Annotated in this window: 16 protein-coding genes and 1 pseudogene; 6 read left to right on the top strand and 11 right to left on the bottom strand. The window is 69.5% G+C overall.

Annotation, left to right across the window (positions count from 1 at the left end):
* Together U9978_RS00095 and U9978_RS00090 are read left to right on the top strand one after the other, a co-directional pair.
* Positions 1–250: pseudogene (locus U9978_RS00095) on the top strand (hypothetical protein); the annotation flags it as partial.
* A complete protein-coding gene (locus U9978_RS00090; RefSeq protein ID WP_322758933.1) occupies positions 222–1,643 on the top strand; it encodes a GAF domain-containing protein in 1,422 nt (473 codons plus the stop codon). The pseudogene U9978_RS00095 and the gene U9978_RS00090, both read left to right, overlap by 29 nt.
* On the opposite strand, the gene U9978_RS00085 is transcribed toward U9978_RS00090, so the two are convergent.
* The 7 genes from U9978_RS00085 to fdxB form a co-directional block, all read right to left on the bottom strand.
* On the bottom strand, positions 1,612–3,048 hold the full coding sequence (locus U9978_RS00085) for an NAD(P)(+) transhydrogenase (Re/Si-specific) subunit beta (protein ID WP_322758932.1): 1,437 nt from the start codon (positions 3,046–3,048) through the stop codon (positions 1,612–1,614). The two genes, U9978_RS00090 and U9978_RS00085, sit on opposite strands and share 32 nt — an antisense overlap.
* The gene (locus U9978_RS00080) at positions 3,045–3,374 is read right to left on the bottom strand and encodes an NAD(P) transhydrogenase subunit alpha (protein WP_322758931.1); all 330 of its coding nucleotides are present in this window, start codon (positions 3,372–3,374) and stop codon (positions 3,045–3,047) included. Before U9978_RS00080 ends, U9978_RS00085 begins: the two co-directional genes overlap by 4 nt.
* Positions 3,371–4,531 (bottom strand): Re/Si-specific NAD(P)(+) transhydrogenase subunit alpha, encoded by a 1,161-nt coding sequence (locus U9978_RS00075; protein WP_322758930.1) that lies wholly within the window; start codon positions 4,529–4,531, stop codon positions 3,371–3,373. Before U9978_RS00075 ends, U9978_RS00080 begins: the two co-directional genes overlap by 4 nt.
* A gap of 60 nt (positions 4,532–4,591) precedes the next feature.
* A complete protein-coding gene (adhP, locus tag U9978_RS00070; RefSeq protein WP_322758929.1) occupies positions 4,592–5,602 on the bottom strand; it encodes an alcohol dehydrogenase AdhP in 1,011 nt (336 codons plus the stop codon).
* 53 nt (positions 5,603–5,655) lie between these two features.
* On the bottom strand, positions 5,656–7,176 hold the full coding sequence (locus U9978_RS00065) for an aldehyde dehydrogenase family protein (protein WP_322758928.1): 1,521 nt from the start codon (positions 7,174–7,176) through the stop codon (positions 5,656–5,658).
* Positions 7,177–7,329: 153 nt separating this feature from the next.
* Positions 7,330–9,045: a GAF domain-containing protein gene (locus U9978_RS00060; RefSeq protein WP_322758927.1), complete on the bottom strand. Its 1,716-nt coding sequence runs from the start codon at positions 9,043–9,045 to the stop codon at positions 7,330–7,332.
* Positions 9,046–9,236: 191 nt separating this feature from the next.
* The gene (fdxB, locus tag U9978_RS00055) at positions 9,237–9,536 is read right to left on the bottom strand and encodes a ferredoxin III, nif-specific (RefSeq protein ID WP_322758926.1); all 300 of its coding nucleotides are present in this window, start codon (positions 9,534–9,536) and stop codon (positions 9,237–9,239) included.
* 400 nt (positions 9,537–9,936) lie between these two features.
* On the opposite strand from fdxB, the gene U9978_RS00050 reads away from it, so the two are divergent.
* The 4 genes from U9978_RS00050 (at position 9,937) to U9978_RS00035 (ending at position 13,684) form a co-directional block, all read left to right on the top strand.
* Complete coding sequence (locus U9978_RS00050) at positions 9,937–10,716, top strand: aminotransferase class IV family protein (RefSeq protein ID WP_322758925.1); 780 nt, start codon at positions 9,937–9,939, stop codon at positions 10,714–10,716.
* A 259-nt stretch (positions 10,717–10,975) separates the two neighbouring features.
* Positions 10,976–11,392 carry a hypothetical protein gene (locus tag U9978_RS00045; protein ID WP_322758924.1) on the top strand — a complete coding sequence of 139 codons (417 nt, stop codon included), beginning with the start codon at positions 10,976–10,978 and terminating at the stop codon, positions 11,390–11,392.
* Between the two features lie 505 nt (positions 11,393–11,897).
* Positions 11,898–13,082 (top strand): sensor histidine kinase, encoded by a 1,185-nt coding sequence (locus tag U9978_RS00040; protein ID WP_322758923.1) that lies wholly within the window; start codon positions 11,898–11,900, stop codon positions 13,080–13,082.
* The gene (locus U9978_RS00035; protein WP_322758922.1) at positions 13,079–13,684 is read left to right on the top strand and encodes a response regulator transcription factor; all 606 of its coding nucleotides are present in this window, start codon (positions 13,079–13,081) and stop codon (positions 13,682–13,684) included. The genes U9978_RS00040 and U9978_RS00035 overlap by 4 nt, the downstream gene beginning before the upstream one ends.
* Here U9978_RS00035 and U9978_RS00030 read toward each other — a convergent pair.
* The 4 genes from U9978_RS00030 to U9978_RS00015 all read right to left on the bottom strand — a co-directional run.
* The gene (locus U9978_RS00030; RefSeq protein WP_322758921.1) at positions 13,653–15,446 is read right to left on the bottom strand and encodes a SagB family peptide dehydrogenase; all 1,794 of its coding nucleotides are present in this window, start codon (positions 15,444–15,446) and stop codon (positions 13,653–13,655) included. The genes U9978_RS00035 and U9978_RS00030 overlap by 32 nt on opposite strands.
* A 20-nt stretch (positions 15,447–15,466) precedes the next feature.
* Positions 15,467–17,800, bottom strand: coding sequence for a TOMM precursor leader peptide-binding protein (locus U9978_RS00025; RefSeq protein WP_322758920.1), 2,334 nt, complete (start codon positions 17,798–17,800; stop codon positions 15,467–15,469).
* Between the two features lie 53 nt (positions 17,801–17,853).
* Complete coding sequence (locus U9978_RS00020) at positions 17,854–21,267, bottom strand: DUF4135 domain-containing protein (protein WP_322758919.1); 3,414 nt, start codon at positions 21,265–21,267, stop codon at positions 17,854–17,856.
* Positions 21,267–23,616 (bottom strand): ATP-binding cassette domain-containing protein (locus tag U9978_RS00015; RefSeq protein WP_322758918.1); only part of this gene is annotated, 2,350 nt, incomplete at its 5' end. The genes U9978_RS00015 and U9978_RS00020, both read right to left, overlap by 1 nt.

The raw sequence follows: 23,616 nt of genomic DNA, 5'->3' as shown, positions 1-23,616 counted from the left end.
GCGGGCCGACCGCCTCGCGCAGGAGACATCCGCCGACCTCATCGAACTGCGATGTGAGGTCTCAGCCGCGGTCGCGGCCACCCGGATCGCCCGCCGCAGGTGCGCTGGCGGAGATGCCTCCGACGCGACAACGGACGTTCTCACAGCGATGACCGCCGGCGCCGACCCCTGGCCGAGCGCAACAGTGATCCATACCGCGGTGCCGCTGGCGGAGTCACTGCGTGCCGCGCGTCACGTCCTGCTGCGATGATGTCGCCGTGAACGCCGAAGCCGGGGACGAACCGAGGTTCCCGACGGTCGCACACCTCGATCTCGACGAACTTCTCGCCCAACTCATCGAGCGCGCTCACGAGGTCATGGCCGGCCAGGACCGGTTGCGCGGGCTGGTGCGGGCCAGCCGCGTCATCGCGTCCGACATCCACCTTCCGGACCTCCTCCGCCGGATCATCGACGCCGCCCGGGAGCTCCTCGACGCGGAGTACGCCGCGCTCGGCGTGGTCGCTCCCGACCTGCGACTGGAGCAGTTCATACATGCCGGCATGACAGCCGGGGACGTCGAGCGTATAGGACGCCTGCCCACTGGTAGAGGGGTCCTCGGCCTGCTTATCAAAGAACCACGCCCGCAACGGCTCGATGACATCTCCACACACCCGCAGGCACATGGTTTCCCACCCGGACATCCACCGATGAGAACCTTCGTCGGAGTACCGATCCGGATTCGTTCGGAGGTTTTCGGGAATCTCTATGTGGCCGAGAAACGGGACGGGCGGCAGTTCACCGCCGAGGACGAAGAGCTCGCGCTGGCCCTCGCGGCGGCCGCGGGCATCGCCATCGAGAACGCCCGGCTGTTCGCCGAGTCCCAGCAACGCCAGCACTGGCTCACCGCATCAGCCGAACTGACCCGCCATCTGCTGGCCGACAGGGACGACCCCCTGAAAATGATCGGCAGCAAGGTACAGACCGTCGCCGAAGCGGACTTCACCGCCGTGCTGCTGAAAAGCGACACCGCCGACCATCTGAAGGTTGAAGTGGCGCTGGGGCCGCACGCCGAGGGCCTCGTCGGGACGGACATCGGACTCGGCCAGTCGATCCTTGGGCGGGCCCTGCGGGAGCAACGTCCCCTGCTTGTCGACGACGCCATCACCGACGCCATCACCGGGCTGGAAATACCGCGGCTGGGACCGCTCATGGCGGTGCCGCTGACCGCCGCCAGCAGCCATGGTGCGCTGCTGATCGGCAGGTCAATCGGCGGACGTGCGTTCACGGAAAGCGAACTCGACATGGCGACGGGCTTCGCCGGCCATGTCGCGATAGCCATTGAACTCGCCCGGGCCCGGGCCGAACGCGACCAGCTCGGCGTCCTGGAAGACCGCGGCCGCATTGCCCGTGACCTGCACGACCACGTCATTCAGCGGTTGTTCGCGGTCGCGCTCGGCATGCAGGACATGGCCGAGTACGAAGAGTCCGTGGACGCGGACCGACTGGGCGGCTATATCAACGAGCTGGACGCGACCATAAAGGAAATCCGGGCCACCATTTTCGAGCTGCGACACACCAGAACGCCCGATACCGGTGTGCGGGTTCGGATAGCCGAAGTCGTCAAGGAATTGTTCAGTGAACCAACGTTCCCACCGCCGCGGTGAGCGCGGCCAGGCCCGCCTTCGCGTCGTTGAACAGCATGCCGGTCTTCGGGTCCGTGTACAGCTCGTTGTCCACCCCAGCGTATCCGTGGCCCATCGACCGCTTGATGACGATCACACTCCTTGCCTGGTCGACGTCGAGGATCGGCATGCCGGAAAGGGGATTGCCCGGCCGCCGGGCGGCGGGGTTGGTGACGTCGTTCGCCCCGATGACGAGCGCGACGTCGGTCTGGGCGAACTCCGGGTTGACCTCGCCGAGCTCCTTCATCTGCGGGTACGGCACATGCGCCTCGGCCAGCAGCACGTTCATGTGACCGGGCATCCGGCCGGCGACCGGGTGGATCGCGTAGCAGACATCGATACCGTGTTGTTCCAGCAGCGTCGCGAGTGCCACGACTTCGTACTGCGCCCGAGCGGCGGCAAGGCCGTAGCCCGGCACGATGATGACTTTGGATGCATAGGCCAGCTGAATGGCGGCGTCATCCGCGGAAACCCGGTGCACGGGCGCGGTCGTGCCCGTCCCGGTTGCCGGACCGGTGGGATCGCCGGTGGACTCACCGGTGCCGAAGCCGCCCACCATGATGCCGATGATCGAGCGGTTCATCGCTTCGGCCATGAGCACGGTGAGGATAGTGCCCGAAGCGCCGACGAGCGCGCCTGCGATGATGAGGACGCTGGTGTCGAGCACGAAGCCGGCGATCGCCACGGCCGTGCCGGTGAGCGCGTTGAGTAATGAAATGACCACCGGCATGTCTGCGCCACCAATCGGCACCACCATGGTCACACCGAAGCCGAGTGCCGCCAAGGCGACGAGGCCGAGCACGATCGTGCCGCCGTGACCGGCGATGATCAGGGCAACGCCGCTGACAGCAACCGCAGCCAGGACGACGTTCAGTAGCCGCGCTCCGCGGAACACGACCGGTGCTCCCGTCACCAGACCCTGGAGCTTGCCGGCGGCGACCAGCGAGCCCGAGAAGGTCACCGAACCGATGACGACATCAAGGCCGGTGGCCACGGTCGTCTGTCCGGCGGCATGGGCGAGACCCGCAGCCCCGCCGAGCCGAACGGCGTCGGCGAACGCGACGAGCGCGGCGGCCCCGCCGCCGGCCGCGTTGAAGACGCTGACCAGCTGCGGCATCGCGGTCATCTTCACACCCCGGGCCCAGAACAGTCCAAGGCCCGCGCCGAGCGCCGCACCGGTAACGAGTACGAGCAGTCCGGCGGTGGTGATAACCCCGTCACGGACCATCTGTCCGACAGTGGTCGCGACCGCCGCCGTCATTCCGGCGGCCGAGAGCTGGTTACCCCGCCGCGCCGTCGCCGGGGAGTTCATCAGGTGCAGGCCGAGGACGAAGCATGTCGCGGCGGCCAGGAACAGCAGATGGATCGCGGCAGCCGAACCACTCATGACAGCTCACCTCTGGTGGCGATCGACGTGGACGCGGGAGCGACGGGCCGCTTCCGGAACATCTCAAGCATCCGGTCGGTCACCACGTAACCGCCCACCACGTTCACCGCGGCGAAGGTGGCGGCGAAGAAAGCGAGCACATAACCCAGCGGCGTATGGGCCGAGGCGGCCACGAGCATCGCACCGACGATGACAATGCCGTGGATGGCGTTCGCGCCCGACATCAGCGGCGTGTGCAGGGTGGCGGGCACCTTGCTGATGACCTCGAAGCCGACGAGCAGACTCAGGACAAGAATGGTCAGATCGGTGACCAGCGTCGTATTCATGATCCCTCCGTGGTCTCGGCCACCAGTTCCGCGATGGCAGGATGGACGACGCGGCCGTCGTGCGTGATGACGATTCCGGCCTGGATCTCGTCGGTGGTGTCGATGCAGAGCTGGCCGTCGCGGCTCAGATACTCAAGGAGCGCAAGGATGTTGCGCGCGTAGACGGCCGACGCGGCCGATGGAATCTCCGCCGGCAGGTTGTCCGCGCCGATCACGGTCACCCCGTTGTCCGTGACCACCGTCCCGCCCGGCACGGAGAGCTCGGCGTTACCGCCGAGAGCGCTCGCCGCCAGGTCGACGATCACCGATCCGGGTCGCATCATCTTGATGCTCTTCTCGGTGACCAGCAACGGCGGACGATGACCGGGAACGTGCGCGGTGGTGATGACGACATCGTGGCGAGCAACGGCGGTAGCCAACGCTTCCTGTTGCGCCACGAGTTCGTCGGCGGTCAGATCCCGCGCGTAACCACCCTGCCCGGCCCCGCTCGCGACCCCGGCCAGATCGAGAAATGACGCCCCGAGCGACTCGATCTCGCCGCGCGCCTGCGGCCGGACGTCGTAGCCACGTACAAGCGCGCCGAGCCGGTGTGCCGTGCCGATCGCAGCCAGCCCCGCCACACCGGCGCCGAGCACCAGAACCTCGGCCGGGCGGACGGTGCCGGCCGCGGTCATCAACATGGGGAAGTACCGGGTGTACGCATCGGCCGCCACAAGCACCGCCTTGTAGCCGGCCACGTTCGCCTGGGAGGTCAGCGCGTCCATCGCCTGCGCCCTGCTCAGAGTCCGCGGTAACCCGTCGAGACTGATCGCGGTCACCCCGGCCGCGGCCAGTTCCCTCATGACGGCCGGGTTGCCCAGTGGCTGGAGCATTCCCACGAGGGTCTGGCCCGCGCGCAGCGACGTCGGCATGTCCGCTTCCGGTTGACCAACCGTCAGCACGACGTCGGCTCGGGCGAACAGGTCATCCCGTGTCACGATGGCGGCCCCGGCTTCGGCGTACGCGCCGTCGGGGAACCATGCGGCGCTCCCGGCGTCGGCTTCGACGAGCACATCGAAGCCGCAACCGGACACCCGGCCCACGACATCTGGGACCAGCGCCACCCGGCGCTCGCCGGGAGTGTTCTCCTTGACGACTCCGACGGATGATGCAGTCATGATTGCTCCACCTCAGCTTGTCGGTCCCAGCCCCGCGACGTCGCGCGCCCTTTGGCCCCGTTAGAACTCGAACACCAAGCGGGCCGGAACGGTGCTCGCGAGGACCTCGTCGATGCAGCTGTTCACATCGTCGATCTTCCGGCCGGCTGCGATGACCCTGGTCCGGCCGGCCGCGTGCAACCGGAACACCTCAGCGAGGTCGTTGCGGGTGCCGACGATCGACCCGACGATGGTGATGCCCTTCAGGACGGTGTCGAAGATCGGGATAGCCATGGTGCCGTCCGCCGGCAGCGCGACGCAGACCAGCCGCCCACCGCGCCGCAGGGAACGGAATGCCTGCTCGAACGAACGGGGCGAGGCCGCGAGCGCGACAGCGACGTCCGCCCCACCAAGCTTGGCGATCTCCTGCGCCGGGTCGGTGGTCGCCGCGTTCACCACGTGATCGGCTCCGAGCTCGGTTGCCAGGGCCAGCTTGGGCTCGGTGATGTCCACCCCGATGACGAAACCGCCGGCGATACGGGCGTACTGCAACGCCAGATGGCCCAACCCACCGATGCCGAAGACGGCAACGGTCTGCGTCGGTGACACCCCCGCCACCTTGATCGCCTTGTAGGTCGTAACCCCGGCGCAGGTCAACGGTGCGGCCTCGAACGACGACACTGCGTCAGGTACCGGTACGACGAAGTCCGCGTCGGCGACGGCGTACTCCGCGAACGCGCCGTCCACCGAGTATCCGCTGTTGCGTTGACTCTCGCACAACGTCTCCCAGCCGCTGATGCAGTAGCCGCACCGGCCGCAGGCGTAACCGAGCCACGCGATCGCGACCCGATCGCCGATCTGGCGCACGCTCACCCCCGCACCGAGAGCCTCCACCACACCGACCCCTTCGTGGCCGGGTACGAACGGCGGGGACGGCTTGACCGGCCAGTCCCCATGGGCCGCGTGAATGTCGGTGTGGCACAGCCCGCAGGCCTCGAGGCGTACCAGAACCTGCCCGGGCCCCGGCGTCGGTATCGGCCGGTCCTCGATCCGCAGGGGTGCATGAAAGTCCGTAACCACCGCAGCCTTCATCGAATCCTCCAAGGTAATTTTCGGCGGCCGTTTCCGCCTTGTTCAGCGGCCTCCTAGAAGAGGCCGAGCGGGTTCGGGTCGTAGCTGACGAGCATGTTCTTCGTCTGGCTGTAGTGGTCGAGCATCATCCGGTGTGTCTCCCGTCCGATACCGGAGACCTTGTACCCACCGAATGCCGCTCCCGCTGGGTACTGGTGGTAGCAGTTCACCCATACCCGGCCAGCCTTGATACCCTGGCCCATCCGGAAGGCGCGGCTGCCGTCCCGGGTCCACACCCCGGCACCGAGCCCGTAAAGGGTGTCGTTGGCGATGGCCAGCGCGTCAGCCTCGTCGGTGAACGTGGTGACAGCCAGCACCGGGCCGAAAATCTCCTCCTGGAACACCCGCATCGAATTGTTTCCGCGCAGGACGGTCGGCTCGAAGAAATAACCGTCGTTGAACTCGCCGCCCGGTTTCGCCCGCCTGCCGCCGGCCAGACATTTCGCGCCTTCCCGCAGCCCGATGTCGACGTAAGACGCGACCGTCGAAAGCTGCTGGGCCGAAACCTGTGGACCGACCATCGTGGCGGGGTCGAGCGGGTTGCCCTGGCGGATTCGGCTGATCCGTGCCAGACAGCGTTCCATGAACTCGTCGTAGATCGATTCCTGGATCAACGCACGGGACGGGCAGGTGCACACCTCACCCTTGTTGAACGCGTACAGCACCAGGCCCTCGACCGCCTTGTCGAGGTACGCGTCGTCAGCAGCCAGCACGTCGCCGAAGAAGATGTTGGGTGACTTGCCGCCCAGTTCGAGCGTGACCGGGATGATGTTCTGTGCGGCGTACTGCATCATCAGCCGCCCGGTCGCGGTTTCGCCGGTGAAAGCGATTTTGGCGATCCGCGGACTGGTGGCCAGCGCCTTCCCGACCTCCGCCCCCGGCCCATTGACGATATTGATCACACCGGGCGGAACAATGTCCTCCAGCAGCTCGGCAAACTTGAGGATCGACCACGGCGTGGGCGACGCCGGCTTGAGAACCGAGCAGTTCCCGGCGGCCAGGGCCGGGGCAAGTTTCCAGGCGGCCATCAACAGTGGGAAGTTGAACGGGACGATCTGCGCCACCACACCGAGCGGCTCGTGAAAATGATAGGAGTAAGTACTTTCGTCGATCTTCGAGATCGAGCTTTCGCGCATGCGCGCCGCCGCAGCAAAATAACGGAAGTGATCGGCGACCAGCGGGATGTCCGCGGCCAGCGTCTCCCGCACCGGCTTGCCGTTCTCCCAGCTCTCGGCTACGGCGAGCATCTCCCGGTTGGCGTCTACAGCGTCCGCGATCGCGTTGAGTACGGCGGACCGCTCCGTCGGCGAAAACGCGGCCCACCCGTCAGCCGCGGCATGCGCGCCGTCAAGCGCATCCTCGACGTCCTCCGGTGTGGACTTCGGAATCTCGCAGATCGGCTTGCCCGTGGCCGGGCTCAGATTCACCGAATACCTGCCCGCACGCGGCGGCAACCACTTACCGCCGACAAAGTTCTCGTAGCGGTCCGCGACCTCGACGATACTGCCCGGTCTGCCAGGCGGAACGTAGATCATACCGGCCTCCTCGGTTCCCGCTGCGACGCTTCTTTTTCCGCGCCGGCGGCCGGTATTCATACTTCCCGCGTCAATCATCCGTGCCTACGCTGCCTAAGTCGGGACACCGCATGCCTTTGGTCCCGCGCCGGAGCGACTTTGGCCGGGCGGCGGTCAGTTCGCCGGGGCCACCCAGCGCAGGCAGGTACCGCCGTTGTCTCCCGGAGTGACCGTGCACGTCCCGCTCAGCTCCTGCGCCCGTGCACGCATGTTCGCCAGCCCGCTGGAGCGTTGCACGACACCTATCCCCACGCCGTCGTCGACCACGTCCAGCGTCACGGTCGAGTCGGCCGTGTCGACAACGACACTCACCGTAACGCCATTGGCCTGGGCATGGCGGGCGACGTTGGTCAGACCTTCCCGCAGCACCGCCAGCAGGTGCTCAGCGGTCACCTCGCTGACGCCGGAGTCCACCGGACCGGCGAATCGCAGCCGGGGCGCGAATCCCAGGATGTCGCTGACATCGTCGACCACCGCGGCGATCCGGGCCCGAAGGCCCGATCCTACAACCTGGTTGTGCGGCCGCAGCTCGAAGATGGTGTTCCGGATCTCGCGAATTGTCTCGTCTACCTCCTCGACGTACCGGCTCATCCGCTGCGTCCGGTCCCGGGCCGCGAGGCCCTGCATACCGAGTGCGGTCGCGAACAGCCGCTGAATGACATGACCATGAAGGTCCTGGGCGATACGGTCCCGCTCTTCGAGGACCACCAACTGTTCCCGGGTTGCCCGCGCCTGGGCCAGTTCCAACGCCAGCGTGATGTGGCCGGCAAACCCGACGGCCATATCCAGGTCGGCTTCGCGCAATCCCCGCCCATGCGGGCGGCGGCCGAGAACGAGAGCGCCAACGGCCTCTTCGATACCCGCAAGGGGAACAATCAGGACGGGTCCGACGTCCAGTCCACCCGGGGTGAACAGTGCGGTGCCGCCGGCAGCCTCCGTGAGCAGCAGCGGTTCCCTCTCTTTGACCGCCCGCCCCACGATCGACTCGGCCGGCACGACGACCTCGGCCAACAGCTCCGTGTACTCCCCGACGGCGACCTCCACGACCAACCTGCTCGACGGCGTCCGCTGCAGTATGATCAATGCGAAATCTGCGGCCGCGACGTCACGCGCACGTCCGGCGATCAGCGACAACGGCTCCGCCTGGCCGGTCAGCAACTGACGGGTGAGCTCCGTCGAAGCCTGCAACCACCGCTGCCGGCGCTGGGCCTCGGCGAACAGTCGCGCGTTGTCGATGGCAACCGCGGCGCCGGCGGCAAGGGCCACGGCGAGTTCCTCGTCCTCGGCGGTGAACAGCCGACCGTCCCGCTTCTGCGCGAGATAGAGATTTCCGAACGTCTCACCGCGGATGCGAATCGGCACACCGATGAATGTGTCCATACGTGGATGGCCGGCCGGGAACCCGTGGGCACGGGGGTCATCGGCGATCTTCTCAAGGCGCAACGGATTCGGCTGCTCGATCAGCAACCCCAGAATCCCCTTGCCTTCCGGTAGACGACCGATCCGCGCAACGTCGCTCTTATCAACCCCGACGTGGATGAACTGCTCCAGCTGACGGTCGCCCCCGATGACTCCCAGCGCGCCGTAGCAGGCGTCGACCAGGTCACACGCCGCCTCGACGATGCGCCGCAACACCACCGGCAGGCTGAGGTCCGCAGCCACCATCTGGTTCGCCCTCAGCAGCCCGCGCAACCGGCTCTGGGTGGCCAGAGCATCCTGGGCCCGATCCACCAACTGTGTGAGCAGTTCATCGAGACCGAGGCGGGCCACGACGGGAAAGGGCGACTCTGTGCCGGGCAGACCGTTGGCGGTTCGGTCAGCATTCGACATCGGCGTCAACGTCCAATAGCGGCTTGCGACGCGAGGCACTGCCGGCGCCTGTATACACGGGCACAGTCTAGGGCGTGCCCGATGGATCTTCGATCGCACGGTGCCGGGCACCAGATCGGATGATCTGTCGATGGCCGCACAGCCACCCGATCTGGTCGCGTTCCGGCGGGAACAACGCAGGCGGCAGCGGGTCAGGCCGCATCCGCTGGAGCGTAGGTGTGGCAGCGCGGAGCACATACCCGGACGCAGGCTGCACAGCCGATGCAGTTGCCGGCGGCATCGATGGTCATGACCTTACGTTCGATCTCCTGCTCCTCGTCGAAGGGGTCGACCAACTCATCGTCCTCGTTGACGCCCATCAGCTTCAGCACACCCTGACCGCACACCTTGAAGCATCGGCCGCAACCGATGCACTTGGCCTGGTCGATAGCCATGATGTAATGAGGCACCCACGGGCTGGCATCGCGGGTGGCGAACTGAACGTGGCTCATATGAATTCTCCTGGATTCAACTGGGCATTCGGCCGCATGAGAAGAACAAAAGTCACTCGACCTCGGGCGTCGGGCCTTGTGGGCGTTGTGGGCGTTGGATTCACTGCTGTCGCCTTTCAATGATATCTTTGACGGCCACGGCATACGGCCGGGTCGGGCCAAAGGGCCACAATCACCGGTCCACCCGACCTCATTCAACGGGTCGACAGGCCCGGCCGGAGGCGGCCGAACGGGTCCCGGCCACGCTGCGGGACGACCGGCCAAGGGCGAAGCCCGGCCAAAGGGTGCGCGACCATGCCCCTTCTCGCGCACCCGGAGGCCCCCAGGGGAAGCCCGGCCAAAGGGTGCGCGACCATGACCCTTCTCGCGCACCCGGAGGCCCCCAGGGGAATATCGACGCATGATGGAACTGGATGGCGTACCGGTCAGTCCCGATGAACTCGCGGCGCTGGCGCTGATGAACTACGGCCACTTCACCTCCATGCGAATTGACAAAAACCGTGTCCGTGGGCTCTCCCTGCATCTGGATCGACTGGTCCATGACTGTCAGGAGGTCTTCGGCACCGACCTGGACACGCAGAAAGTCCGGGACCTCGCCCGCCGTGCCGTCGGCGGCGGCACCGGGTCGTTCGTCGTCCGGATCACGGTCTTCGACCCGGCACTCGAGATCGGGCATCCGGGCGCCGCGGCGGAACCGCGCATCCTGGTGACCAGGCGACCGGCAGCCGCCCGCCCGCTGCCTGCGCTGCGACTCCGCTCGGTCCGATACTGCCGGGACATGCCGACCGTCAAACATGTGGGGCTCTTCAGCCCTTTTCGGCATCGCCGCGACGCGCAGCTGGGCGGATTCGACGACGTGGTCTTCACCGATACAGGCTCCTTCGTGTCCGAAGGTGCTACCTGGAACATCGGCTTCTTCGACGGTGACCGGGTGATCTGGCCCGACGCGGACTGCCTCGCCGGCGTGACCATGACATTGCTCAAACGGACTCATAAGCCGACCATCACCATACCTGTCCGACTGGCGGTGATTCGCGACATACACGCCGCTTTCGTCACCAACGCAGCCATCGGCGTGCGCGCGATCAGTGCCATCGACGACATCGTGACAGCCAGCGATCATCCCGTAATCCAACTCCTGCGCAAGGAGTACCTCGACATCCCCGGGGAACCGCTGTGACCGTGCGCGGAAGGCCGATTCGATACCCGGCCACCTACATGATTCACCTGTGTGAACCCTGTGCCCGCCAGTGAGTTCCCGGTGTTTTCGCACATCACGTTGAACCACCGATGTCGACCCCTCACCGAAGGCACCGTCCTGTTTCAGGCGATGCCAAGAAACGGCGGATACACTTTCCTGGATCCCACAACGAGGCCCGTACCGTGAACAGGAGTCGACCGAGAGGGCCTCGGGTAATCCGCTACCCTGGAGAGATCCGATGAAAAGACGTCCCCTGGCACTGGCCTCGTTGGGACTTAGCATGCTGCTTGTTCTACCGGCCTGCGGTTCCTCGTCGACGACAGCCAGCTCGTCCACCGCCCCGGGCGGGTCGACCGCGGCCGCGAACGGCGCCCAGACCCGCGATCAGATTCAGGAGTGCCTGGCGAAAGCCGGGGTCAGCGCGCCAACGCCACCGGCGAACGGCAATGGCACGCCCCCGACGGCCATGCCCTCAGCCGGAGCCGGGGGCAACCCGGCCGACAACGCGGAGGTGCAGGCGGCGCTCAAGGCATGCGGGATCACCATGCCGACCGGCACGCCACCGACCGGGGCGCCACCGAACGGCACCGGACCCGGTGGGACGCCACCGACCGGCACGCCCGGGAATGCATCACAGGCAGGCAACACCGCATGATCCACTAGGTAATTATCTCCTGGCCGAATGAAGCGCAATCCCACCACAAGGATTAACAATCCGTTAATCCACCCGGGGTTGCGCCACAGACTCCGCGGGAGTAATGACCTCGCCGGTGTGCTCGGATTCCACGACGCCGGCGAGGCCGTTCCCATCGGGCAAACTGCACACCAATCCGCCGTGAACGGCCCAGGCTCTCTCCCGTAACCTCCGGCGCCGCCCGATTTCCCGCCAGTTTTTAGAGACGCTCAGGTCGGGTGGGGGTTATTCTCGGTCGGCGCCGAGGATTCGCGCGACGGCAGCGTGCCGCGCAATGAGGAGTCAACCACGTTGTGTGCACGGGGACGGAGGCGGCTTGGGACGGGGGCGATGTCGTCTGTGTGCGGTCGTCCGGGTGGAGCCTACCTTCGCTGTCGACCCTACCCACGCGGGCACCCAATTTCTTTCACTCATAGCTGATTACTCATCGCCGATCGCGACAGTTGCGAGTAGGGGGTAGTGGCGGGTGGTCCGACGACTGAGGCACGGCGTCGTCGCGGGCACCGTCGGGTACGTCGGGTACGTCGGGTACGTGGAGGTACTTCTCGCAGCCGGGGAGGCCCGCCAGCGCCACATCGGCCTACTGCTCGCAAGCCTCGCGGGCCTGGTGTTGTTCACGGCATTGCAGGCCCGTACCCTGTTCGGCGGTGGCCCGTTCTGGCTTGGATGCACAGCCGGCGCAGCCGCGCTCACCATGGCCCTCGGGTGGGGTGGCCCCGCACTTGAGCTACCCGTCTTCGCCGCGTTCGCGCTCGGGGACGTCCCACGGCGGTGGGCCGGACCGGCCGCGGGCGTCTTGGCCGCCGGTACCGCAACCGCCGGCGCGCTGCACGGCTCCGCCGTTGCCGCCCTCGGCGTCGGGGAGCTCACGGTGCTTGTCGCGGTGGCGGCCCTCACGATCGCCTCGCTGGAGCGGCAGATCGCTGTGACCGACGTCGAACACAGCGCACTCGCGCACGCGGCCGCGGCGGTCGAACGCCAGCACCTGGCCCGCGACATCCACGACCTGCTCGGGCACAGCCTCACCGTGGTGACCCTGAAGAGTGAGCTGGCCAGTCGGCTGGCCGACAGCGACGTCCCGGCGCTGCGCCGGGAGCTGGCAGGCCTTACCGCGATCTGCCGTGACTCCCTGCGCGCCGTCCGCGACCTGGCTTCCCGTAGGTGGCACCTGCGGCTCGATGCCGAGATCGAACACGTCGGCAAGGTGCTGACCGACCTGGGGATCGGCTGGCAGGTCAGGGCCGTCCCGACGGAACTGGCCGACAGCCCCCGCGAGCTGCTGGCCTGGGCGTTCCGGGAGGGCGCGACGAACATGCTGCGCCACAGTCGACCCACCGTTCTCGATGTCGCGTTCCAGCGGGCCGACGGCGACATCACCATGACGATGACCAACGACGGCGCCGGTGCGCCCGGGTTGACCGACCTCGCCCCGGGCGCAGGCCTGGAGGGGCTGGCCGGCCGGCTTGCGGCAGCCGGCGGACGGGTGGACCGTCGGCGGCTGCCCGGTGGACGCTTCGAGCTCCAGGTGACCGTCCCGCTGGGCGCGGCCCGCACCAATCGGCCGGCCGCGGTCGGGCCTGAGCCGGGCAGCCAGCCGGTCGCGCCGGACAGCGGCGTCCGACCCGTCTCCCTACCCGGAGTGACCGGATGATCGACGTCGTACTGGCCGAAGATCATGATCTCATTCGCAGTGCGTTGGTGGCGCTGCTCTCGCTGGAGGACGACGTCCGGGTCGTCGCCGAGCTGTCCCGGGGGGACGAGATCGTCGCGGCGGTCGCCCGCCTTGAGCCGCACGTCGCCATCCTCGACGTCGACCTACCTGTCCTCGACGGCATCGCCGCCGCCGCCACGCTGCGGCGGGTGCATCCCCGAACGGGGGTACTCATCCTCACCAACCTCGGCCGCCCGGCGGTCCTGCGACGGGCGCTGGCAGCCGGAGCGCTCGGCTTCCTCCAGAAGACCGTGCAGGCCGACGAACTGATCTCAGCGGTCCGCCGGGTCAGCGTCGGCGAACGCGCCATCGACACCGACCTGGCCGCCCAGACGATCGCGGCGCCCGACTGCACGCTCACCCGCCGGGAGCTCGACGTCCTTGCGCACATCGCGCAGGGGTCGACGGTCAACGAGGTCGCCCGGACCCTGTTCCTATCCGCCGGCACGGTCCGCAACTACCTCTCAGCGGCGATCAGCAAGACCAACGCCCGCAACCGGTTGGACGCGGTCAACATCGCGCGGGCACGCGGCTGGATCTGACCACATCGGCGAACGCATGGGGCCCGGCCGCCACGCCGGCCGGGCGGCTGCCCAGGAGAAACTCGCCGACCGAGGACTCGGCCGTCCACTCGGTGCCGAAGGCCCGCGCCGCGAGCGCCGTGTCCCCGCTGCCCAGCCCGCATGGGGCCAGGCCCATGGCCGTGGCCACCAGATACATGGTCTGATAAAGAGCGCCGACCTGCTTCAACGTCGTGGCGTACGCGATGCCGCTGTACTTCCAGGCCATCCGGGCGAAACGTGCGGTGATCGTGACCAGCACCTGGGGTTCGACCGCGCCTGCGGTGGCCGCGACGGCACCGGCGAGCAGTGCCCGCCGATCGGCGTCGGCGGTGTCGAGCAGCCGTAGCCGGTGGCCGGCGGCATCGTAGTGGTACACGCCTGCTGCAAGTCCGTCACAACGCGCGACTGAAAGGTACAGCTCCAGCTCGCCCATGGAACCGCCCGCCGGGTAGGGGCGATCCACCGCGGTGTAGGCGACCCCCACCGTCGCCGGGGTCAGACCGCGGACCCGCGCGCTCCGGTAGAGCAGCTCGGCCAGCTCGGCCAGCGTGATGGGCTCCTGCGGGTAGGAACGGACCGAGCGGCGCCGCTCGAGCGCATCCGTGAGCGTGACATCACGCGCGAGCACATCCGGCCACAACGGCGACACCAAATCGATCAACCGCTCCACACCGTCACCGCCATCCCCGGCGGCCCCGGGTAGCTGGGACGGGGCAATCGGCAGTGGCGAGGGCTCAGGGCTGCTGGCGGCATGCCGGAAATAGGCGCCGATCGGCTGGTCGCTGTGGCCCGGGCGGCTGCGTGAGTGGAAAAGCAGATCGTGGAAGTCCCACAGGCCCAGCGGCGACTCCGGATCATCCTCGGCCGCCTGCTGACCGGTGGACTGGCTGGAATCGGACTGTCCGGCGGGGTCGGGTCCGGCGGACTCGAGCAGTCCGGCAGCAACGAGCAGATCCAGTACGAGCCGCGCCGATGACGGAGTGAGCCCGCCACCGTCGGTGGGTCCGGCCGTGGCGTGCACAGGGGCGACCGCTGTCTGCACCGCTGTATGCACGGTGCCGCCGGCGGCGCAGGCCGCGACCATCGCGGCGACACCCGGGCAGTGCAGCACCGCGCGGAACGCGGCCAGCGGGCTCTCGAGCACAAGCAGGCCCCGGCCGCCGCCCCCACCCCGCCCGCCGGCCGTGGTCACATCCGGCCGTCTGAGGTAGGCGAAGCGGGACAGGCGCACACAGTCCCGCAGCCCGACCGTGCCCACCGCGCCCGTGCCCACCGCGGTCGGGACGGCCGCGGCGAGCACCGCACCAGCGCTGACCGGAACAACGGTCACCAGCCGGCGGCCGGACGCTGCGGTGTCGACCACGGTCCGGCACAACAGGGAGTCAAGGACGGCGAGCACGCGGCGCAGGCGGGCGAGGTCACCGGCGGCGTCGGACCAGGCCTGCCCCGGCGCGACCAGGGGACCTGTGACCAGGGGACCTGTGACCAGGGGACCCGTGGCCAGGGGAGCTGAACCCGCCGCCACGGTGGCGACCAGCGTCGCGGGTAGGACCGGATCGGTGACCAGCATCCGCAGTGCGCCAGCCAGGCCGGGGCTGGGCCGACGGACCCGCACCGCCTTCGCCGACCCACCGATCACCAGGTCGGCGCCGTCGGCCACCACGTCGGCGTCAGCGCGTAGGGACAGGTACAGCCAACCAGCACAGCCGAGCACCGGGTCGATCATCCCGGTTACGCTCATCATTGGTCCTTCGTCCCCGGTCATATGAACATCGGAACCGGGTTGAGGTCGTGCTCCGGCGTGGGAGCGGCCAGCCAGCCGAGCCCGACCGGCACCTCGTAGAGCCGTCCCGGCGCGAATCTGGCCCAGAAGTGCCGCATACCCGGGACGATCACCTTGGCCACCGGGAGCCCGATATCCGGACGGGTCTGATCCAGGACGAGCATCTCCATACCACGTTCGGTCACCAGTCGTTCGACCAGGGCGAGGTCGTCGGCAAGATCGTCGTGAGCCAACGCGGGCCAGCGCCCCGGACCGGACGGCGTGGTCCGGGGATCGGGCCGCAGGTAGGTCGCCTCCGCCACGGTCGCGTTGCGCCACCACCATTCCTGCTCGGGGTCGTACGCGCCGTAGGTTCCGCTGCCGTCCGATCCGATGGGAAGCACCGCCGGCAGGAACTGGTTCATCTCGGTGAGCGCCCGCAGCAGCGCGATACGTGGGTCGAGGTGCGCACCGAAGGCGACGAGGATGTCCTCGGCCTGCTTGTCGGTGCGGCGCGACACAGCGCCCACCACGGGGATGCCGAAGTCCGAGGTGAGATCGAGCGCCCACACCTCACGGGCCAGCCCCGCGTAGAGCTCCCGGATCCGGTCGATCCACGGCTCGGCAAAGGCATCAAGGTCGATCGCGGGACGCTGGACGCGGTTGTACCACCACAATGCGACGGCGTCCCGTTCGACGAGCTCGAAAAAGCCCTGCAGAACGGCGTCCTCACGGCTCGTCCCAGCGGCGTTGCCGTTGGAGTCGGCGACGGCGTACACCCCGCCACCCCGCTGCGGATAGCCGTAATAGAGGTAGGACGTCGGCAGCCAGCGCTGTCCGCCACCATTGAGCGACCAGACTGGCGACCACTCGATCGGGGTGTCGGGGTCCAGCGGGTCGTACACGACGTTGAACGGTGACCGACCGACGTTCCACTCCGTGCGGCCCGCGTATTGGTCACCGCTGAACAGCAGGCAGGAGGCGGGGTCGATCGCGCCGTCCAGGCCGGCCAGGGTAGCGGTCACCCGGGCCTCGTCACCCTGGAAGACACCGGAATAGCGCTCGATGCCCTCGCCGAGCGCGCTCGCCTTCGCCTGGATGTCCGTCATGCCCTTGCCGCAGCTCTGGCTGCGCAGCCCATGGCGCAGCATGCGCAGGTCCCGCACCTCACGGGCCAGGTTGTGGCCGGCCGCGTAGCCGTGCAGCAGGCCGGGCGGCACGCCGTGTCCGACATCGAGGTGGAACAGTCCGGTGACGGCTCCGGTGACCGGACTGACCTGGTGGAGGAACGCGTCGACGAACTCCTCGGGCGGAGTGGCCCGGTGCCCGCCCTCGGCGGTGAACCGCTTCTTGCGGCCCGACACCGTCACCGGCTGATGTGCCCTAGCCGCCATCAGGCTCGGATCCCCACATGCGGGGCACTGGGGACGCCGCACGAGTTGATGACGTTCAGTAGCGAGCGAGAAGGTGTCCAGCGTGATGACCACCGGCTCGGCATCCGGCATGCCGGCGAGCCACTTCGCCGCCTCGAGCGCGATGATCTGCGCGCCCAGCGACGTGGTGACGGGCAACCGGGCCGCGGCGGTCGCGAACGGGGCATCCCGCCCGACCCGACGCTGCAGGTAGGTCAGGGCCTGCCGGTTCGCCGACAACCGCTGGGCCAGGCACTCCCAGCAGCCGGTCCGGCCCGGCTCCAGCAGCGGCCCGACCCACAGGACGGAACCGACCGGCCTGGCCAGCAGCCAGGGACGTCCCGACCGCAGCGCGGCGGCGTTGTGTTCGGCGAGAGCGGGATGCAGATAGTCGTCGGTGACCGCCACCATCAGACGGTTGATCCCGGAATCGGTACCGGTGCCGGTGCCGGGATCCGTCCCGGTGCCGGGATCGATGCCACAGGCGGCGAGCGCGGCCGCGACCGGCCGCGGGTCGACGTCGCCCAGGACCCGCAGATCGACGGCTCCCGCCGCAACGGCACCGGCGGCCTGGTCACCGTCGAGTCCGGCGAGGTTCCAGAACGCCGCGCCCGCGCCGTCGGCCGCACCTTCGCCCACCCGGGCGCGCCCGGAGCGCACGAGCCGGTCCAAGCCGAACAGCACCCGCTCCTGGGGGAACCGGCCGACCAGCTCGGTGCTGATCTGCTCGGCCGTGCGGGTGCCGTCCAGCAACGGCGCCACCGCCTCCGCGAGGGGCCCTGCTAGCACATCCACACCTCGTTCGGAGATGAGGTAGAGCCCCTCGCCCTCGACAACCTGCGGGAGGAGATGGCCGCGGAAAGCCAGCGCCCCGTCCCCCGGGACACCGGACGGCCCGGTGATAGTCGACTCGATGGTCATCGTGTGCTCCTCAACGGTCGGCGCACTGGCAACGGTCAGTGCGGCGGCAACGGTCAGTGCAGCAGCGTCAGCGGGGGGAGGGCAGGCTCGATGAGGTGCAGGGCCAGCAGCCCGATCGCGCTGGTACCGTCCACGGCCGACGGGATGAGCCGGTCGTCGACCACCCTGTCGCCGAACCAGGAGCCGGTCCGCGCGCGCCTGCGCACCAGGGCACGCAGCATCACCTCGGCGATCTCCCGGCCGGTCCCGCCGCCGTCGGCGGCATCCCCCAGCAGGGCCTCACCGGCGGTGGCAACCAACTCGCGGCAGGTCCGCCCGTCGGTGGCCGCCTGCGGCCGGGCGGGTGCCGCGTTGGCGTCAGTACCGTAGCCGTCGATGCCGGTACCGGTACCGGTACCGGTACCGGCATCGGCCTCGGCTCCCCCGCTGGCCGCGATCGCCAGCGCGCTCAACCGCCCGGACCGGGTGGCGAGGTCCGGACGGTGTGCCCGCACCGCGGCCGCCACCACCGCCGGGTCGTCCACCAGGCCGGGAGCGCTGCGGTGGACGTGGGCCAGGGCGACCGCGATGCTGTCGCGGCCCACCGGTAGGAGATCGAGCAGCCGGCTGCCGGCGGGCAACCGGGTGAGCCGGACACTGGTCCCACGCAGCGCGGTGAGTGCTCGGCTGGTCAGTTCCTCGGCCAGCGATACCCCGACGAGCGATCGCGTGGTACCCGGCGTCGCCGGGTCGCCGCCGGCCGGAACACCAGCACCGGCGGGGACGCTGCCGGTGACCTCGGGAAGGGCCAGCAGGTTGAGCAGCAACCCGGCGTCACCGAAGGGGACGTCGGCCAGGCTCCGGCCCGCCTGCGCGGCGGCGGCGAGGCCGGGCAGCAGCCCACGCGCCGCATCGACCAGGGACTCGTCGCCGAGCAGTTCCCCGCCGCGCGCGAGCGCGAACAGGGCCGCGCCGGGGCCGGTGAACCCGCCGAGCGCGATGGCGCCGCCCCACATCCTCGTGTCGCGGGCCAGGACCTGCAGCGCTTCGCCACCCGCCGCGATGTCCTCGAGCGCCTGGTGGGCGGCGACCCAGTACCGCGGCTCACCGGTCAGCACGAACAACTCGGCCAGAAACAGCGCCACGCCGCCGGCTCCGCTGAGCAGGTCCGGCGGAAGAATCTGAATCTGGTGCAGGTCGGGTACCGGGTACCAGGCGAGGCCGAGCCAGCCGGCCGGGTCGTCGGAGCCGCGATACCGGGCCGCCAGCAGGTCGTCGGCGATCCCGCAGGCGATGTCCAGGAGCTGGGTGCCGTCCATCGGCCCGGACCTGCGGCTCGGTACCGCCAACCGGCGCGGCGCCACCCCTGGCGGGCCGGCCTCGACACCGGCGGCGCGGTCGTCATCCGCACTGTCCGTGACGGCCATAGCCGTCTCGGTGCCGTACCGGGCCGCATCCATGCAGGCGGTGAGCACCGCGAGATGACCGTCGAGGTCGAAGGTGTCGACCGTGGTCACCCGATCGTGCAGCCGCTGCCAGGCCGTGCCCTCGAAGTGCCCGGGAATCTCCCGTCCCGCCGGGGTGAAGGCGGACGTCGACGCCGTCCGTGACTCGAACAGGGGAACGTCGAGTTCCCGGAAGGCGGCCAGTTCCTCCTCGGCGACCTCGGGCACGTCCGTACGCTCGGTGTTCTCGTGCAGCATCCGGAAGGCGTTGCGCAGGACGCCGCCCAGCACCGCCTCGCGGGCGGCGCCGTCGACGAGCGCGAGCGGGCCCAGCGAGGCACGCAGCAGGGTCTGGCAGTCGAAGGTGTTACGCCAGATGTAGCGGACCCGGGCGCCGTGGAACAGCCCGAGCGGACCGTCCGGGGCGAGCAGACCGTCACGGTTGGCCACCAGCGCGGCCTGCATGTCCCGATACCCGGCGATCACGTCGTCGAAGTGTTCCCACGGATCCGCCGTGACATCGCCATGCCACGGGCGGTAGCTGGGCAGCGGCAGGTTGCTACCGCCGAGGCTCGCGCCCGGTGCGTCGCCTGCGTGGGACAGACAGCCGAGATCAAGGGACCGCCCGTCCGGCCCGGACACCCACGGCTGCACCGCCATGGACGTGCGCACGATGCTGGACTCCAGCGCCTCGGCCAGCGTCCGCTGGCGGGCGTCCATGCTCGGCGGCGGGGCGGTACGCGGGTAGAGAACGCACTCGACGTCCACGAGCACCGGCTGGTCGCCCGCGGCGATGAGATTGTCCGCGAACAGGTCGCGCCCCTCCAGCAGTTGCATGAGCCGCATCAGCATGCCCAGCCGGCGGTAGTACCGGCTGAAGGCGTCGGGGCTGTCGCAGGGGCCGGCTGCGATGATCTCCTCCCAGCCGTGCTTGCCGCGCAGCAGGACGGTGTGGGTCGCCAGACCCAGTGGCAGCCCGGCCGCGTTGAGATAGGCGATCAGATCGGTGAGCGCCAGGGCTGTGGTGAGGTCCTTGGGCTTGTACACGACCGCGTGGCCGGCGGCGAAGTAGAGCAGCGCGACCGACCTGCCGCCCGCATGCCGGTCGCCGGCACCGCCGGTGAAACGGTCCAACGGGCCGGGATCGGCCCAGCCCCAGAGGTTACGTCGCAGGGTGGGCAGGTCCGCCCGCAGCCGCTCGAACATCTCCACGGTGACATCGCGCCACTGCTGGCAGGTCAGCCCGACCACGTAGGCGAGGCCAGGCAGCGCCTCCAGCCGGCCCAACCATCCCCGGCGACTGACATCGAGGTCGTCACGGTCGGCCCAGTCGAGCGGTCCGGACGTCGAGGCGGCCACCTGCAGCTCGAACCGCAGCGCCGCGTCGCAGACCTCCACCAGGCGGGTGACCAGGCTCCGGGTGACGGCCTGCCAACCCCGCTCGGTGACGGCGACGCCCGCCACGACCCCGTCGTCGCACGGCAGCAGCCGTTCGGCAGCCCGCTGGAACGCCACCAGCGGCGCGGCCTTCAGCCCGGTGGCGTCGTCCTGCGCGGCGGTGGCCGGCTGGGCGTGCAGGAACTCCACAAGTGCCCACGCCCAGCTGGGGAGCTGGTCGGGGGTTCGCAGCGCGACGGTACGCAGGCCGGCGCCAAGCCCCCGACCGGTTGCCGCCCGGTGTTCCAGCAGTGCCCGGGTGGCCGCGTCGTCGCCGCCGGCCACGCGCAGCCAGCGGTTCACCCGGTCCGAAAGCCGGCCGCGGCCGACGCCCGGCACACCGACGAACATCGTGGTGTCGGAACGCTCGTGGAACGGCGCGGCGGCGCAGATGATCTCACGCAGCCGTTCGTCACCGCCCGGCAACCCCAGCAGCGTGTCCCCGGAGCCGGGGAGACCCGCCCGCGGCGCGACCCCGGGGACCGACATCGCGGCTGGACCACCCAGGGCCGGGCCACCCAGGGCCGGGCCACCCAGGGCCGGGCCACCCAAGGTCGGGCCGCCCACGGTCGGGCCGCCTGCGGCTGGCGTGGGGACGGTGTCCATCACATCTCCTGTCCGGCGGCCAGGCGGCTGAACAGACCGTCCTGGCGGGCCAGCTCTGCAAAGGTGCCCGCGGCCGCGACCCGGCCGCTGTCGAGTACATAGATCCGATCCGCCTGACGGACCGTGCTCAGCCGATGTGCGATGACAATGCGTGTGCAGGAAAGCTCCGCCACCCGGCTGGTCACCTCGTGCTGGGTCTTGTTGTCCAGCGCGCTGGTGGCCTCATCGAAGATGAGAATCGCGGGCTTACGCAGGAGCGCGCGGGCGATGAACAGCCGCTGGATCTGCCCACCGGAAAAGCTCTGGTGGTCCTCCCCGACCCGGGTCGCCAGACCCAGCGGCAGGCGCCGCAGCTCGTCGGCGATACCGGCGGTCTGTGCGGCCTGCCAGACGTCGTCCTCGGTGACGCCCTGGGCCGAACCGACGATGTTGTCCAGCAGCGAACCGCGGATCAGGCGGCTGTGCTGGGTGACCACACCGATCTGGGCGCGAACCGCCCGCGGGTCGAGCCCGGCGAGATCCCGGCCGTCGTAACGGACGTGACCGGATGCGGGGGTCTCGAACCCGAGCAGCAGCCGGACGATTGTGGACTTGCCCGCTCCGGACGGCCCGACCACCGCGACCATCTCGCCCGGCTCCGCCCGCAGCGCGATCCGGTCCAGGGTGGCGCGGGAGTTTCCGGGATATGCGAAGGTCACGTCGTCCAGGTCGACCGTGCCTGCGAGCGCGCCGGGGTCGGCGGCATCGGGGTCGGACTCCGGCTCGGCGGCCAGGATCGGGGTGAGCCGGGTGAGGATCGGCGCCACCGCGAACGCGGGCCCCGCCACGCTGCCGAGCTGGCCCAACGCGATCGACACCTGGGCCACCGCCACGGCGGTGACGAGCAGGTGCTCGACGCTCACCGCCATGCCCAACGCGGTGGCGCCCGCGACGAGCGCGGTCAGCAGCAGTGGCTGCGCTCCGGCGACCAGCCCGGTCGCGACCGCCTGCAGGCGTTGCGTGGCCGCGTCCGCGCGCTTCTGCCGGGCGAACAACCGCGCCCACAACGCGAAGACGGCGGTCTCCCGACCCGCTGCCTGGATCTTGTCGATACCGAGCATCACCGGGTAAAGGAGCCCGTAGACCTCACCGTGCAGCCGGAACACCTCCGACTCGTGTCGCTGCTGACGGCGGGCGAGGACGACCAGCGCCACCGCCAGCACGGTCACGCCGGCGAAGACCAGCCCCGCCAGCCCCGGGTCTATAGCGATCACCACCACCATGCTCACCAGGGCGAAGACCGTGCCGAGCAGAGCGGTGACGGTGACATCCGACAGGCTGCGACGGATCTCGGCGATGCCGCCCGCCCGCGCGACCAGCTCACCGGTGGAGTACCGGGTGAAAAAGGGCGCGCCCAGGGACAGCAGGCGGTCCCACACGGCAGGCTCCAGAGCCGACTGCAGCCGGCTCTGCAGCCGCACGATGGCCGCGTTGCGTACGAGCAGCAACAGGCCGGAAGCGGCCACGACCGCGGCGAGCAGGCCCGCGAGCCAGCCCAACGCACCCGGGCCGCCATCGATGACCAGCCGTGGCAGCACCAGTCCGATCGCCAGTGGAACAGTCAGCGCGAGCAGGCCCGCGACGATCCCGGCGAGCAGCAGCACGCCGAGGTCCGGTCCGGAGCCGGCTAAGGCGAACCTGATCACGGCGGGTAGTGAGCGCGCGTGGGCCGGCAGCGGCCGATAGACCGCGAGCGCGGTTGGCGCAAGGGTGCGTGCGGTCGCCTCGGTGAGCGGGCGGCGCTCGCCGGTGGCCGGGTCGTGGATGCGGTAGCCGCGGCGCCGCGGCAGCAGTGCCACCGGATGCCCGTCCTCGGCCGTCCATCCGATCATGACAGTGGCGGTGCCGGCCAGCCGGGACGGGTCCAGGGTGACGGTGCGCCCGCGGATGCGGCTGGCCCGCAGCATGGCGCCGACGGGATCGGATGTTCCCCCGACGCGCGGTGACACGGCGGGCCCGGCCGGTGCGGCCAGCCCGGCGGGTACGACCAGCGGTACGCCGAGCGTTTCGGCCACCGCCCCGACCACCTCCGTGGCCTGCGCGACCGGATCCCCGGCTGGGACCGACGGGTCGGCCTGCGCCAGCACGGCGCCCAGCGCCGACCATGCTCCGGTGAGCACTCGCAGGTTGTCCGCGGCGCGCTCGCGCAGCCGCCGCCGCCACCTCGCGTCATCCCGGTCCGCCCGGCTGATCGCCAGCGCCAGGACGGTCCGGTGGAAGCCGCCGAGGGCGGCGACGGTGAGCGTGGCGAAGTTCTCGCCGGTCAACGGCGCCGGATCAAGCGCGTCCGGAACGCTCGGCCCGTCCAGA

The sequence above is a fragment of the Protofrankia sp. Cr2 genome, assembly GCF_963555885.1.
Lineage (GTDB): Bacteria > Actinomycetota > Actinomycetes > Frankiales > Frankiaceae > Protofrankia.
Note: the sequence above shows the minus strand (reverse complement) of the source record. Positions and strands in the feature narration are given on the sequence as shown.